This window comes from Williamsia sp. 1138 (assembly GCF_002095435.2).
Classification (GTDB): Bacteria; Actinomycetota; Actinomycetes; order Mycobacteriales; family Mycobacteriaceae; genus Williamsia.
In genome coordinates this window covers 127,252-139,992 of sequence record NZ_MJEJ02000052.1, presented here as the reverse complement: position 1 = coordinate 139,992, position 12,741 = coordinate 127,252, and the positions used below count along the sequence as shown (strand labels likewise).

Genomic DNA, 12,741 nt, shown 5'->3' with positions numbered 1-12,741 from the left:
CGTTGGTGATCAGCGTCGGACGCGTGTACAACGACTGAGGAGCCGCCATGGCAAGGACCGCGTCAGTGCGGACGTCCGCGTTGTTTTCTGGCGCGGCGGCACCGATTGTCCTGGTGGCCACCACCATCATCGCGGGCGTCATGGCGCCCGGCAGCTACGACGCAGTTCGGCAGACCATCAGCGACCTCGCGACGATCGAGCCCGGCGGGTGGGTGATGACGCTGGGTATCGGGTTGAGCGGTGCGTTGTCGATGGTCACAGGTCTCGGCCTGACGGGTGTACGCGCGGCGGCACGGGTGACCCTCGTTGCCGCCGGGATGTGCGGTGTGCTGGTTGCGCTGTTACCCGTCGACCAGAATGAAGGCGCACACCTAGTCGTGGCCGCAGGCAACCTGGGACTGCATGCGTTGTGGCCGTTGACCGCACTGTCCCGGTCTGAGGCCGCACCGCGCGCGCTTCGCCCCACGGCCTCGCTCACTGCGGCAGGTGTGTTGCTCATCCTGCTCGGCTGGGTGCTGTACGAGACCCAGGGCGGCGACCTGTTGGGTATTTCCGAACGAATCTGCGTGACAGCGAATTTGATCTGGCCGTTGGTCGTCGCCTTCAGCCTGTGCAGACCTCAGGGTGTCGGGGTTTCAGACAGCCACTCGTCCTCGAACGGCCCCAGCGGGTTCCATCCTTATGGACTAGTCGACGAGCGAAACGTTTCCGCAGGTCACCGCAATTTGTCTTCGGCCTCGATCATCACTGTTCTCGCCAACCCACGGAACCGGTCGAACTGCCCATGCGTGCCGTATTTCGCCTTCAAGGTCGCGTGCGGTTGAAACTCCGCAGCTCCCGCAATCGAGTTCGACTCCGGCAGGTAGTCCGGCAGCACATTCTGGATGGTCCGATCGCGCCGGAGCTTCAGGACCGTGGTCTGGTGCACGGTCGAGTTCAGCCGAAACTTCGTGATCACCACCCCCAATTCGACGATGTGCCTGCCGATCTCGTCGCTGAACTCCGAGACCCGACGCTGGATCTGCGGGATCGCGTAGGTGGACAACACATCCGGGATGGTCGGGATGATGTAGCCATCGGCCATGGCCAAGCCGTTCAAGGTGATCGGGCCGACATTGGGCGGGCAGTCGATGAGTATGAAGTCGTAAGAGTCAGCGACGGGTGTGATCGCGGTACCGAGGATGTTCACCGCGGCCAGGGTGTCGTCGGCTCCCACGCGCAGGGCGCTCAGCTCCTCCTGCACTTCGATGAGGTCGAGCGAAGACGGCAACAGATCGACAGTGGTCACCTTCTCCACTGATGAGACCGACCGCTGGATCGTGCGCTCGATGTCGAAGTTCGAGGTGCCGTCGACGGCGTCATTGAACAGCGCCGCCACGGTGGAGCCCGCCTTATTCAGCTCGGACCAACACCGGTCGCGATCACCTTGGCCATACGGTCGCTCCCCCCGAGCCGGTTAGCCGGTTAGTCCTGGACACAACTTAGCCACCCTGAGGCTGCGGCGCGCAGATTGCAGATTCGGGCAACCTGCCCCCGGAGTCTTGTTACGTTGACGAGAGCTGGGCTGATCAGTGCATGGAGAGGACCGACAGTGGCACGTGAACTGGACGGACGGGTCGCCATCGTCACCGGCGGCGCCCGAGGTCAAGGACGCGCGCATGCTCGCGCTCTCGCCGCAGCGGGTGCACACGTCGTGGTCGCCGACATCGCAGACCAGATCCGAACCGTCCCCTACGAGATGCCGACCGAAGAAGACCTCGATGCCACTGTCGATTTGATCCGCAGCGAGGGCGGCGTCGCCACCGCGACCGTGGTCGATGTCCGCGACAGCGAGGCCGTCGACGACCTCGTACAGCGCACGATCGTCGATCTCGGCGGCGTCGAGATCCTGATCGCCAACGCAGGTATCTGCGGATTCTCCACGGTCGCCGAGATCAGCGACGAGGTCTGGCGAGACATGATCGACACGAACCTGACCGGCACCTTCAACTGCGTCCGCGCGGTTCTACCCACGATGTCGTCGGCGGGATACGGCCGCATCATCGCCATCTCATCCGGAGCCGGACGCAGCGGCATGGCGAACCTCGGACACTACGGTGCGAGCAAATGGGGCATCATCGGCCTCATCAAGACCGTCGCCATCGAGAACGGTCCGTTCGGGATCACGGCCAACGTCGTCTGCCCCACCACTGTCAACACTCCGATGGTGATGAATCCCAACACGTTCGGCGTCTTCTGCCCCGACATCGACTCCCCCACGATCGACGACGCCACACCGCGATTTGCCGCGTTGAGTCCACTCGGCATTCCGTGGCTCGAACCCGAAGACGTCACCCGCGCCGTGATGTATCTGGTGAACGACCCCGGCTACACCAGCGGCACCGTGCTCGAAGTCAATCTCGCCACGTCCGCGAGCCGTCTGTAGTCGAGGAGGCACCCCATGCCCACACACATCGTCGACGCACACGTCCACCTGTGGGAAGTCTCCAGACGTGACTGGTACCCGGGCTTGGAGGACTTCGCGACCAGCGTCGACACCGACCTGTACCGGGACTTCCTCATCGGCGACTACCGCACGGCAGCAGGTGATTTCGATGTCAACAAGTTCGTCCATGTCTCCGCGGTCACCAAAACCGGAAGCTACCTCGACGAAACCGAATGGATCGACGCCTACGCCCGTGAGAACGACCTCGACCTGGTCATCATCGGATCGGTGGACCCCACTCTGGATGCAGGCAAACTCATGACCGATCTCGAGCGCCAGGCGGCCTCATCGCGTTTTCGCGGTGTCCGAGTCCTGTACGGCCTCGAACCCGGCTCAGAGGCCGCCAAGACCGTGCTGTCGTGGCTGCAGGCCCACAACTTCATGTTCGAGGTGTCCTCGCAACCCGACACGGCTGCGGACTGGGTCGAGATCCTGCGACGGTACCCCGAGCTCGATGTGGTCATCGAACACACCGGGTGGCCGGCCGGAACAGACCCGTTCTCGCGGTCGGCGTGGGAATCTGCAATCAGCTCCTATGCCGCCGAGACGAGTGCGCTGTGCAAGATCTCCGGACTCGGCATGACCACGCGCGAGCTGTCCGAGACGGCGCTGCGCCCCTGGATCGAGAAGGCGATCGATGTGTTCGGCTGGGACCGTGTCGCTTTCGGGAGCAACATTCCCATCGAACATATGGCAGGTGATTACACGCAGCTGCGGGAAACGCTCGGATCGATCATCGGTACCGCCGCGGAGCACGAACAGGAGCGGTTCTACGCAGCGAACGCCGAGCGGGTCTATACGTTTTGAGCCCATCCCCCCTGCTCGACGGTTTCCGGGTCGTGTCAGACCCCTGTTCTAACGTCTGACCCAGTGCGACACCACGTCGCCTGCTCAGGCATCCGGGGGGACATTTTGAGCCGCAACAATCGACGCCGCCGCGCGTCACGTCAACGCAACCAGCTTCACAACCACGCCGCGCACACCCGCGAAGACCCACGACAGTCCACCTATGACCTGATCCGGACCGGCATCGCATGCCGCACCGGTCGAGGCGCAGAGTCCCTTGTCCTGAGTCGGGTGATCACCCAACTGATCCGTCGCGAAACCGTCAGTGCAGCAGCGGTTGCCGGCGACATCGGCCTGTTCGTCGACGACTCGATCGACCAGGTGTTCAGCCTCGGCTGGCAACCCGCAGAACTGGTCCACGTGGTGCGGCGCGAACTCGGGGCGTCGCCCACCAGGCTGACCATCGACCTGGTTCACGCGCACGCCCACCGGACGTCCGCCCGAACCTCCGCTCCGAGCGCATGGGTCGGTCAGTTGGATGAGTCGGGGTGCACCACGTCGGCGTCCGGAGCCGACGCGTTCACGCAGTGGCGCCTGACAGAAGACCATTCCGCATCCGACGGCTGGGCAGCCGTCCTGACCATGATCGGTTTCATCAACCGCCTGGGTCCGCTGACACCGTTGATGCCCGTCCCCACGGAATGGGGTGCGACGGTCACAGCACCCTCGAACAAGCCAGACTCCAAGGTGCTCAACACGATCCGTGGTCTTCTCGCGAAAGCCGAGTCCACCTCGTACGCCGCCGAGGCGGAGGCATTGTCCGCCAAGGCTCAGGACCTGATGACCCGGTACGCCATCGACAATGCAGTCATCGATGCACGCGAGCACATGTCGCTGACCGACCAAGTGAGTTCTCGGCGCCTGCTGATCGAGAATCCCTACCCCGAGGCGAAATCGTCTCTTCTCCAGGCTGTTTCACGGGTGAACGGCGTCCGGTCGATCTGGTTGAAGGACTACGGCCTGATCACGATCGTCGGTATGCCCGTCGACCTCGACCTCTGCGACCTGCTGTTCACGTCACTGCTGGTGCAGAGCGCCCGCGCGCTGACGGAGGCCGGCTCAGATGCCGACAGTCGGATACCGAGCTTCCGCCGCTCCTTCCTGCTCGCTTATGCCTCCCGAATCGGCGAACGCCTGGCGCAGGCACGCGAACACGCCGCCCGAGCAGCATCGGGCGACTACGGCACTGCGTTGGTTCCGATCATGACAGAGCGCACCGAGGCCGTCAGTACGGTGTTCGACGAGCTGTTCCCGGCCACCACCCCGGTGAAACACTCGATCACGAACACCCGGGGGTGGGTGGCGGGACGGGTGGCGGCCGAGACTGCCGACCTGACCGGTGGCCGCGAGAAGATCGATCGCCGGTAGAAGCCACATGGTCGAGTACAGGTTTCAGATCTGGGGCCGGGACGACATCTACGGTTCAGCGTTGATCGATGAGAACGGCGCCGTGATCATCTTCGGGGACGACTTCGATCGGTATCCAGCCCCCGAGGGCAGACATTGGCCCAGGCGTCCGCCGTCGGACGGGCCGAGATGAGGTATCGAGCGTCCGCCATCTGCGTTCGTCCGTCGGCGGCCGTGAGACGATTACGAGCACTCGCAACCATTTTTCGGACGGAGAAGCGACCTGACGACCGACACCGAGTCGCCCGCTGCGCGGGGCTCTGCGCTCCGACGCCCGCCAGTGATCGACGCGATCTCGGTCGCTGTGGTGGCGCTGGTGGTCAGCGTCGTCGGATCGGCGAACCCGTCGTTCTGGTACGACGAGGCGGCGACCATCTCGGCGTCGGCCAGGCCTTTGCCCGAACTGTTCGACCTCGTGTCCTCCACCGACTCCGCGCACACGTTCTACTACCTGCTGATGCACGGGTGGTTCGACATCTTTCCGCAGACCGAGCTGTCGTCCCGGATACCGAGCAGCCTCGCGGTCGGCTTCGCGGCCGCCGGGGTGGTCACGCTGGGGCGCCTCTTGTCGACACGAGCGGTGGCGCTGAGCGCTGGCGTGATCTTCGCGGTGCTACCGCGGATCACATCGGCGGGGATCGAAGCGCGACCCTATGCCCTCGCGACGCTGGCGTCGGTGTGGTTGACCGTCGTCCTCGTGGTGGCCGCCCGCCGGGCCTCCCGGTGGCTGTGGCTGCTGTACGCGATCGGCGTGGTGTTCGCCGTCTTGATCAACATTCACCTGCTGATGCTGATTGCCGTGCACCTGTGCGCACTGGTCATGCTCGGCGCACCCCGCCTCGTCCTGCGGTCATGGACGATCTCCACCACCGCCGCGATCGTCGTGCTCATCCCGTACCTGATCTTCATGCGAGCCCAGTCCGGGCAACTCAGTTGGATCGACCCTCTCGACCGCACAACGTTCGGACACGTGCTGCTCACGCAGTACTTCGACTTCTCGATCCTGTTCGGAGTTCTCGCGTACGTGGTCGTCGCCATCGCCGCCTGGCTGTATTTTCGGCGACGGGCGGTGGTGTCTTTCGATGGTCAGGCCGAGACCGCTGCGATCTCGATGGTCTGGATGGTGGTGCCCACCGTCGGGCTGCTGGTGTACTCGATCATCTCCCAGCCGATTTACGTCGACCGGTATCTCTCGTTCACCGCTCCCGCCGCGGCGCTGTTCCTCGGCGTCAGCGTGGTGACGGTCGCCCGGAAGCCGGCGCCGATTGCCGCCCTGCTGCTGGTCTTTGCCCTCGCCGCCATTCCCAACTGGATCACCCAGCGCGGCGACTACGCGAAGTTCAAGATGGACTACAGCCAGGTCGCCGACACCATTGCCGCACAGTCCTCTCCCGGCGACTGTTTGCTCCTCGACGACAACGTTTCCTGGGAACCCGGGCCTATTCGACCACTGCTGTCGGCCCGTCCGGATGCTTACGACGAACTGGTCGATGTCGGCCTCGGCAGAACCGGTCGCGACCAGGGTCGGCTGTGGGACGACAACATCGCCCCGCACCTGATCAGCGACAAGATCAACGCGTGTTCCGTCATCTGGACGATCGCCGAGCGCGACCCCGCACTCGGCGCCCACGACGTCGGGCCAGAAATCGCCCCGGGCATACCTTTCGGCAAGACGTACGCCTACCGGGTGCCGGCCAGACTGGGCTTCCACATCGTGGAGCGTTGGCAGTTCAACATCAGTCAGGTCACCAAATCAGTGCGGTGAGTCCACGTCTGCCTTGTCGACCACCACCGTCCCCCGCCAGCCACCCACCACTCGCATGACGTGGTAGATCAGCAACGCTGCAATGGCGCCGAGCGCGATACCGCCGAAGCTCAGATCGCCGACGGTCCAGGAGAAGTCGGCGATGCCGATCACCAGTGCGATCGCGGCGGTGAACTGGTTGACCGGTTTGGAGAAGTCGACCTTGTTGGTCACCCAGATGTGCACACCCAGGATGCCGACCAATCCGTAGAGGGCGGTCGTCACACCGCCGAGCACACCCGGCGGCACCGACGCGATCACGGCACCGACTTTGGGTGAGAGGCCCAGCAGGATCGCCGCGACACCGGCGACCCAGTACGCTGCCGTGGAATAGACCTTGGTGGCGGCCATGACACCGATGTTCTCGGCGTATGTGGTTGTGGCGGAGCCGCCGCCGCTACCGGCGAGCACGGTGGCCAGGCCGTCGGCGGCGAGCGCGCGGCCGATCTTCTTGTCGTAGTTCAGTCCGGTCATGGTGTTGATGGACTTGACGTGACCGATGTTCTCGACCACGAGCACGAGCACCACGGGCAGGAACATCGGCAGCACCGACAGATGGAAGGTCGGTGACTGGAACTCCGGGAAGCCGATCCAGTCGGCGGCACCGATGGGGTCGGTGTCGACCTTGTCGCGCACCAACGCGAAGAAGTATCCGAGCACCACACTGACGAAGATGGCGAGTCGGCCGATCAGCCCCTTGAACAGGACCAGCGACGCGATCAGCAGCACCAGCACCACCGTCGCGGTGAGCGCATCCTGCTCGTAGTTCGTCTTCGCAGTCGGCGCCAGGTTCAGACCGATCAGCGCCACGATCGTGCCGGTGACGATCGGGGGCATGAGCGCGTGAATCCAGCCGGTGCCCGCGAAGTGGACCACAACACCGATCACCACCAGCAGCGCACCAACGAGGACGATGCCGCCCAGCGCCGACCCCTGACCGTGCGATGCGGTTGCGGCCAGCACCGGCGCGATGATCGCGAAACTCGAACCGAGGTAGCTGGGGAGCTGATTGCGGGTGATGAGCAGGAACAGGATGGTGCCGATGCCGGAGAACAGCAGCGTCGTCGCGGGCGGGAAGCCGGTGAGCACGGGTACCAGGAAGGTGGCACCGAACATGGCGACCACGTGCTGCAGACCGATGCCTACGGTCTTCGGCCAACTCAGTCGCTCGTGCGGGGCGATGACGTCCGTGTCGCCGGCCAGTTGCCAGCCAAAAAAGGACGTTCGAGCCTGCGGTTCTTGCTTAGTCATGGGGATCAGTCTGAAGCATCGTGGTTCGAACGTCCGGAAACCCAGCCGACGTCGAATCCGTCCGATGCTCATGTTCATCGAGGTCCGGCGAACCCGATATATACTGCATTGACTCGTCCCATATACGCATGGAGTCCCATGACCAAACGTCTGATCGAGCTCGATGACGACCTGCTGGCGGCTGCCCAACTCGAGTTGGGGACCAACGGCGTCTCCGATACGGTCCGCGCCGCATTGCGTCATGCGGCCGCAACGTCTGCGCGTGCGCGGGAGATCGAATGGCTGTCAGATGGCGGGATGGAACCGATGGCAAACAAGGACATCCGGGATCAGGTATGGCGGTAGTCGCCAGGTACATGATCGACACCAGCGCAGCCGCGCGCATGCGGAGTCCACAGGTCGCATCACAAGTGGCCCCGTTGATCGAGAGCGGCCAGGCGGCGACGTGGGCGGGTCTTGACGCCGAGGCGTTGTACTCAGCCAGGACACCCGACGAATACGAACGGGTTCGGGACAACCGTCGTCTCTCCTACGAGTATCTCGCCGCAGACGACGAGCACTGGAAATCCGCCTTCGACGTACAGCGAGTTCTTGCCGGCCAGGGACGACACCGCGCGGTAGGCGTGATCGACCTCCTGACTGCGGTCCTGGCTCGCCAACACGGCCTGGTTGTCGTTCACCACGACCATGACTTCGAATTGATCTCGCAAGTGATGGATATCAGGCATCGCTGGGTATCGGTGGCATCGTGACCGAAGCACATCAGGTTCCACGGGCATCGAGGTACCAGTGAGCCGTAGCAGCCAGCAGCGCCGCGCAGCGAAAAAGAAGAAGCAACAGAAGCGAACATCCGGCGGGCACCGCCCCGAGGGTCAGGAAACGCATCAGGCCCACCGAGGCGCGCAGGACGAAAACGTCAACATCTCCGAGCTGATCAGAGACGGCTCGGTGTACGCCGTCGGGCCGAGCCACGATCAGGACGCGCTGACCGACGTCATCCGCGAAGTGCTGATCCTGGAGCAGAAAGGCCACGCAGTCCTGGTCCGACGCGATGCAGCTCGCGTTCTCGACTGGGCCGTCGACGAAGCGTTCCTGAACGGCTGGCAACCGAGCGAGTTCCTCCACGCCCTAGCGCGCGACCTGGACAAGCTCGGGATGTATCTGGCGTTCGAAACGCTGCGATCCCACTCGAGGCGAACATCAGCCCGAGCGAAAGCTCCCGGCGACTGGCTTCGACAGCTCGATGAGCTCGGAGTCGACGATGGCGAACGATCGATCTCGTCGGTGGTGGACACCTTGCGGACTCGACCGACCACCGACCCGACCGCGTTCTGGACTCTTCTTCTCACAGTGATCGGGGGCATCCGGTACCTCCAGTCGATGACCCCGCTGATGGCCATCCCCTCCGAGTGGGACGTCCCCATCGTGCGCACATCGGCGCCCCGAAAAGACACCAAGGTCCTCAACACCATCCGCAACCTGCTGGCCAAAGCCGAGGCCACCACGTACGCCGCCGAAGCAGAGGCGTTGTCCGCCAAGGCTCAAGACCTGATGACGCGGTATGCCATAGACAGCGCGGTGCTCGAAGCCAAGCGCCACATCTCACTGTCCGACGAGGTGGAGACCCGACGATTCCTCATCGACAACCCGTATCCCGAGGCCAAGGTGTCACTCGTGCAGGCGGTGTCGGACGCCAACGCCGCCAAGGTGATCTGGTTCAAGCACTACGGCCTGGTCAGTGTGGTGGGGATGCCCGTGGACCTGGATCTCGTCGAACTACTCTTCACGTCGCTGCTGGTGCAGAGCGCGCACGCACTGGCCGAAGCGGGCCGCGACCGCGCCAGCCGCTCGCCGAGCTTCCGCCGATCATTCCTGCTGGCGTATGCATCCCGGATCGGCGAACGCCTCACCGAGGCCCGCGAACGCGCGGCAGCAGAGGCGACGGTCACCTACGGCTCCGCGCTGGTGCCGATCATGACCGAACGGGATGAGGCCGTGAACGCAGCCTTCGCCGAACAGTTCCCGACGATGTCCTCGACATCGCAGTCGGTCTCCAACCCACACGGCTGGGCCGCGGGCCGGGAGGCCGCGGACGGCGCCGACATCACCGGCGGCCGCGAGAGGATTGATCGCTCACGTCGCTGAGCGCAGAGCCGTGCTTGTGGAACCCGACAACTCCCCCGCCGAGGACCCCTTTGTGATCGGCACCACAGCAGGTCTCCTGGAAGCGGACACATTCACCGCTGCTGAGGAGACGACGACGTGAGCGACTGCAGTTTCGGACTCTGGTACGACTTCCGCAATCCCGCCGGGGCGGATCGAGGATTTGCGAGCTTCTATCAGCAGACGATGGACCAGATCAGCTGGGCGGAATCGATGGGCATCGATTCGGTCTGGCTCACCGAACACCACTTCATGGACGACGGATACACCCCGTCGCCGTTCGTTCTCGCCGGCGCGATCGGTGAACGCACCAACACCCTGCGGATCGGCACCAACCTCGTCGTCTCGCCATTGCACAACCCGATCCGCCTGGCCGAGGACGCCGCGACGCTGTCGCTGCTCACCGGCGGCCGGTTCTCGCTCGGCATCGGCCAGGGCTACTGGGCTCCAGAGTTCGAGGCCTTCGACCGCAACCTGATCAACCGCCCCAGCCTGCTCGAGGAAGGCGCCGAGATCATCCGTCGATCGTGGTCGGGGTCGCCCGAGGAGTTCACCGGCAAACGCTTCAGCAAGCCGGGCCTGCCGGTGACGCCCGTCCCCGAGTCGACGCCGGACCTCCTTGTCGGAGCCATGGCGGACGTCGCCATCGAACGCGCCGCCCGCATCGGCGACGGATTCCTGAGCACTCAGAACCACCACCACGCGGTGTACCTGGACGCCCTCGAGAAGGTCGGGAAATCGCGTGCGGACGGAAAGATCTACGCCGGGCAGTGGGCCATCGTCGCCGACGACCCGGAGCGCGAGTGGGCGCGGATCGGCGAGTACGCGATGTACCAGATCAACATGTACATCGGCATGGGCGCGTTCGGTCCGGTCGGATCGATCCCCCAGTTCACCGACCCCGCGCAACTCCTGGAGGCCGGTTCGTTCACCTTGTACGACCCCGGCACCGCGATCGACTCCCTCACGACGATGCTGCGCGCGACGCCGCAGATCAAAGACGTGCATTTCTGGGCGCAACTACCAGGAGAGTCTGTGGACAGCGGCAGCGCCCGCATCGAGTTGCTGGCATCGCGCGTCGTGCCCGCGGTCCGTGCCCGCCTGGCCGCGAAAGCAGAGGTGCCTGCGTGAACCAGCTCTCTCCGAGCGGCGGTCAACTGCTGATCACCGACTTCCTGTTTCGCGCCCGGGACATGTTCGGTCACAAGGAGATCATCTCCTACGACGAGGGCGTCGAGGTGCACCGTTACGACTACGCGACGTACGTCGACCGCGTGATCCGGCTGGCGGGAGCGCTCGTCGAACTCGGCATCAAACCCGGCGACCGGGTCGCGACGCTTGCGTGGAATCACCATCGCCACCTCGAGTTGTACATGGCGATACCGCTGGCGGGCGCCGTACTGCACACCGTGAACCTGCGCCTGGAACCCGACGAGATCGCCTACATCGTCGACCACGCCGAGGACACGATGATCGTGGCCGACGCCTCCCTGCTGCCGCTGCTGGACGTCGCCCGGTCGCGTCGACCGGATATGACCGTCGTGCTCACCGACGAAACCGATTCGGATTCAGGGCTTCTGGACTACGAGGCGCTGCTCCAGAACGCGACTCCGCTGATCGAGATCCCACCACGTGACGAAAACGACCTCGCGGCGCTCTGCTACACCTCCGGGACCACCGGCGACCCCAAAGGCGTCGGGTACACCCATCGCGCGCTGTACCTGCACACGTTCGCCGCGTGCCTTGCCGACGGTCACGCGATCAGCGAACGCGATCGGGTGTGCCACGTGGTACCGATGTTCCACGCCAACGCCTGGGGAATCCCGTTCGCGGCGTTGATGTCCGGGGCAGAACAGATCCTGCCCGGACCCCACCCGACTCCGTCCCAGATCGCCACGATCATCGCGGATGAATCCGTGACCTACACCGGCATGGTCCCGACGGTCGCCGTGGACCTCCTCGATCACTCGGTCGCCACGGGCACCGATCTCAGCAGCCTCCGCGCTCTCGTCCTCGGTGGGTCGACGCCATCGGTCAGGTTGATCGCCGACCTCGAGGACAAGCTCGGCGTTCGGGTGTTCCAAGGGTGGGGCATGACCGAGATCTCCCCCATGGCAACCTTTTCCCGACCTCCGGCCGCCGCGGACACCGATCCCTCACTCCGGCACGACTACGTCCGCAAGCAGGGCCGGTTGCTACCGGGGTTGCACTGGAAGCTCGTCGACGCCGACGGTACCGAGGTGCCGCGGGACGGTAAGTACCAGGGCGAGGTGCTGATGCGTGGCCCGTGGGTCGCGACGACGTATTACAACGAATCACACCCAGACAAGTTCGTCGACGGCTGGCTGCGCACCGGCGACATCGGCATCATCGACGAACAGGGCTTCCTCGAGATCGTGGACCGCGCGAAGGATCTCATCAAGAGCGGTGGAGAGTGGATCAGCTCGGTGGCGCTCGAGCAGGCACTGCTGCAGAACCCGGCCGTCGCCGACGCCGCCGTCATCGCGGTGAAGCACCCGCGGTGGCAGGAACGGCCCGTTGCCTTCGTGGTCTTCCACCACGGCAAGAACCCGTCGGCGCACAGCGTGCTCGACGAACTCGCCGAACGCGTTCCCAGATGGTGGCTGCCCGAGCAGATCGTGCCCACCGACGCGCTGCCACGCACCAGCGTCGGGAAGGTCGACAAAAAGTCGTTGCGAAGCTCGGCGTCGGAGCAGGTCGATTTGTGGGATCCCACAACCGCTACCGCCGACGCTGTTCCGTCCGGCGGTGGTAGTTCGTAACG

Annotated in this window: 12 protein-coding genes and 1 pseudogene; 11 read left to right on the top strand and 2 right to left on the bottom strand. The window is 64.5% G+C overall.

Annotated elements, in window-relative coordinates; genetic code table 11:
• Positions 1 to 47 precede the first annotated feature (47 nt).
• Positions 48 to 824, top strand: coding sequence for a DUF998 domain-containing protein (locus tag BH683_RS24155; RefSeq protein WP_084838833.1), 777 nt, complete (start codon positions 48 to 50; stop codon positions 822 to 824).
• Here the strand turns inward: BH683_RS24155 and BH683_RS24150 are convergent.
• Positions 716 to 1,408 (bottom strand): annotated as a pseudogene (locus BH683_RS24150) (AAA family ATPase); the annotation flags it as partial. The gene BH683_RS24155 and the pseudogene BH683_RS24150 sit on opposite strands and share 109 nt — an antisense overlap.
• 183 nt (positions 1,409 to 1,591) lie before the next feature.
• Here BH683_RS24150 and BH683_RS24145 point away from each other — a divergent pair.
• From BH683_RS24145 to BH683_RS24130, 5 genes are all read left to right on the top strand, one after another.
• The gene (locus tag BH683_RS24145; protein WP_084838831.1) at positions 1,592 to 2,425 is read left to right on the top strand and encodes a mycofactocin-coupled SDR family oxidoreductase; all 834 of its coding nucleotides are present in this window, start codon (positions 1,592 to 1,594) and stop codon (positions 2,423 to 2,425) included.
• Between the two features lie 15 nt (positions 2,426 to 2,440).
• Positions 2,441 to 3,292 (top strand): amidohydrolase family protein, encoded by an 852-nt coding sequence (locus BH683_RS24140; protein WP_084838830.1) that lies wholly within the window; start codon positions 2,441 to 2,443, stop codon positions 3,290 to 3,292.
• A gap of 105 nt (positions 3,293 to 3,397) precedes the next feature.
• Entirely contained in the window at positions 3,398 to 4,699 is a 1,302-nt protein-coding gene (locus BH683_RS24135) for a DUF2786 domain-containing protein (protein ID WP_084838829.1), read from the top strand.
• 7 nt (positions 4,700 to 4,706) lie between these two features.
• Positions 4,707 to 4,871 carry a hypothetical protein gene (locus tag BH683_RS28770; protein ID WP_168187113.1) on the top strand — a complete coding sequence of 55 codons (165 nt, stop codon included), beginning with the start codon at positions 4,707 to 4,709 and terminating at the stop codon, positions 4,869 to 4,871.
• A gap of 147 nt (positions 4,872 to 5,018) precedes the next feature.
• The gene (locus BH683_RS24130; RefSeq protein WP_084838828.1) at positions 5,019 to 6,503 is read left to right on the top strand and encodes a glycosyltransferase family 39 protein; all 1,485 of its coding nucleotides are present in this window, start codon (positions 5,019 to 5,021) and stop codon (positions 6,501 to 6,503) included.
• Here BH683_RS24130 and BH683_RS24125 read toward each other — a convergent pair.
• On the bottom strand, positions 6,492 to 7,793 hold the full coding sequence (locus BH683_RS24125; protein WP_084838981.1) for a solute carrier family 23 protein: 1,302 nt from the start codon (positions 7,791 to 7,793) through the stop codon (positions 6,492 to 6,494). The two genes, BH683_RS24130 and BH683_RS24125, sit on opposite strands and share 12 nt — an antisense overlap.
• Before the next feature lie 138 nt (positions 7,794 to 7,931).
• Between BH683_RS24125 and BH683_RS24120 the strand changes: the two genes are divergently transcribed.
• From BH683_RS24120 to BH683_RS24100, 5 genes are all read left to right on the top strand, one after another.
• The gene (locus BH683_RS24120) at positions 7,932 to 8,138 is read left to right on the top strand and encodes a DUF2191 domain-containing protein (protein WP_084838827.1); all 207 of its coding nucleotides are present in this window, start codon (positions 7,932 to 7,934) and stop codon (positions 8,136 to 8,138) included.
• Complete coding sequence (locus BH683_RS24115; RefSeq protein WP_084838826.1) at positions 8,129 to 8,545, top strand: PIN domain-containing protein; 417 nt, start codon at positions 8,129 to 8,131, stop codon at positions 8,543 to 8,545. Before BH683_RS24120 ends, BH683_RS24115 begins: the two co-directional genes overlap by 10 nt.
• A 37-nt stretch (positions 8,546 to 8,582) precedes the next feature.
• The gene (locus tag BH683_RS24110; protein ID WP_084838825.1) at positions 8,583 to 9,938 is read left to right on the top strand and encodes a DUF2786 domain-containing protein; all 1,356 of its coding nucleotides are present in this window, start codon (positions 8,583 to 8,585) and stop codon (positions 9,936 to 9,938) included.
• Positions 9,939 to 10,055: 117 nt separating this feature from the next.
• Positions 10,056 to 11,087 (top strand): LLM class flavin-dependent oxidoreductase, encoded by a 1,032-nt coding sequence (locus BH683_RS24105; protein WP_084838824.1) that lies wholly within the window; start codon positions 10,056 to 10,058, stop codon positions 11,085 to 11,087.
• Positions 11,084 to 12,739: a long-chain-fatty-acid--CoA ligase gene (locus tag BH683_RS24100; RefSeq protein WP_084838823.1), complete on the top strand. Its 1,656-nt coding sequence runs from the start codon at positions 11,084 to 11,086 to the stop codon at positions 12,737 to 12,739. Before BH683_RS24105 ends, BH683_RS24100 begins: the two co-directional genes overlap by 4 nt.
• Positions 12,740 to 12,741 lie beyond the last annotated feature (2 nt).

Bases quoted from the DNA above. Each gene is read 5' to 3' on its own strand.
- BH683_RS24140 (WP_084838830.1), top strand. From the start codon at position 2,441: ATGCCCACACACATCGTCGACGCACACGTCCACCTGTGGGAAGTCTCC.
- BH683_RS24155 (WP_084838833.1), top strand. From the start codon at position 48: ATGGCAAGGACCGCGTCAGTGCGGACGTCCGCGTTGTTTTCTGGCGCG.
- BH683_RS28770 (WP_168187113.1), top strand. From the start codon at position 4,707: ATGGTCGAGTACAGGTTTCAGATCTGGGGCCGGGACGACATCTACGGT.
- BH683_RS24115 (WP_084838826.1), top strand. From the start codon at position 8,129: ATGGCGGTAGTCGCCAGGTACATGATCGACACCAGCGCAGCCGCGCGC.
- BH683_RS24120 (WP_084838827.1), top strand. From the start codon at position 7,932: ATGACCAAACGTCTGATCGAGCTCGATGACGACCTGCTGGCGGCTGCC.
- BH683_RS24125 (WP_084838981.1), bottom strand. From the start codon at position 7,793: ATGACTAAGCAAGAACCGCAGGCTCGAACGTCCTTTTTTGGCTGGCAA.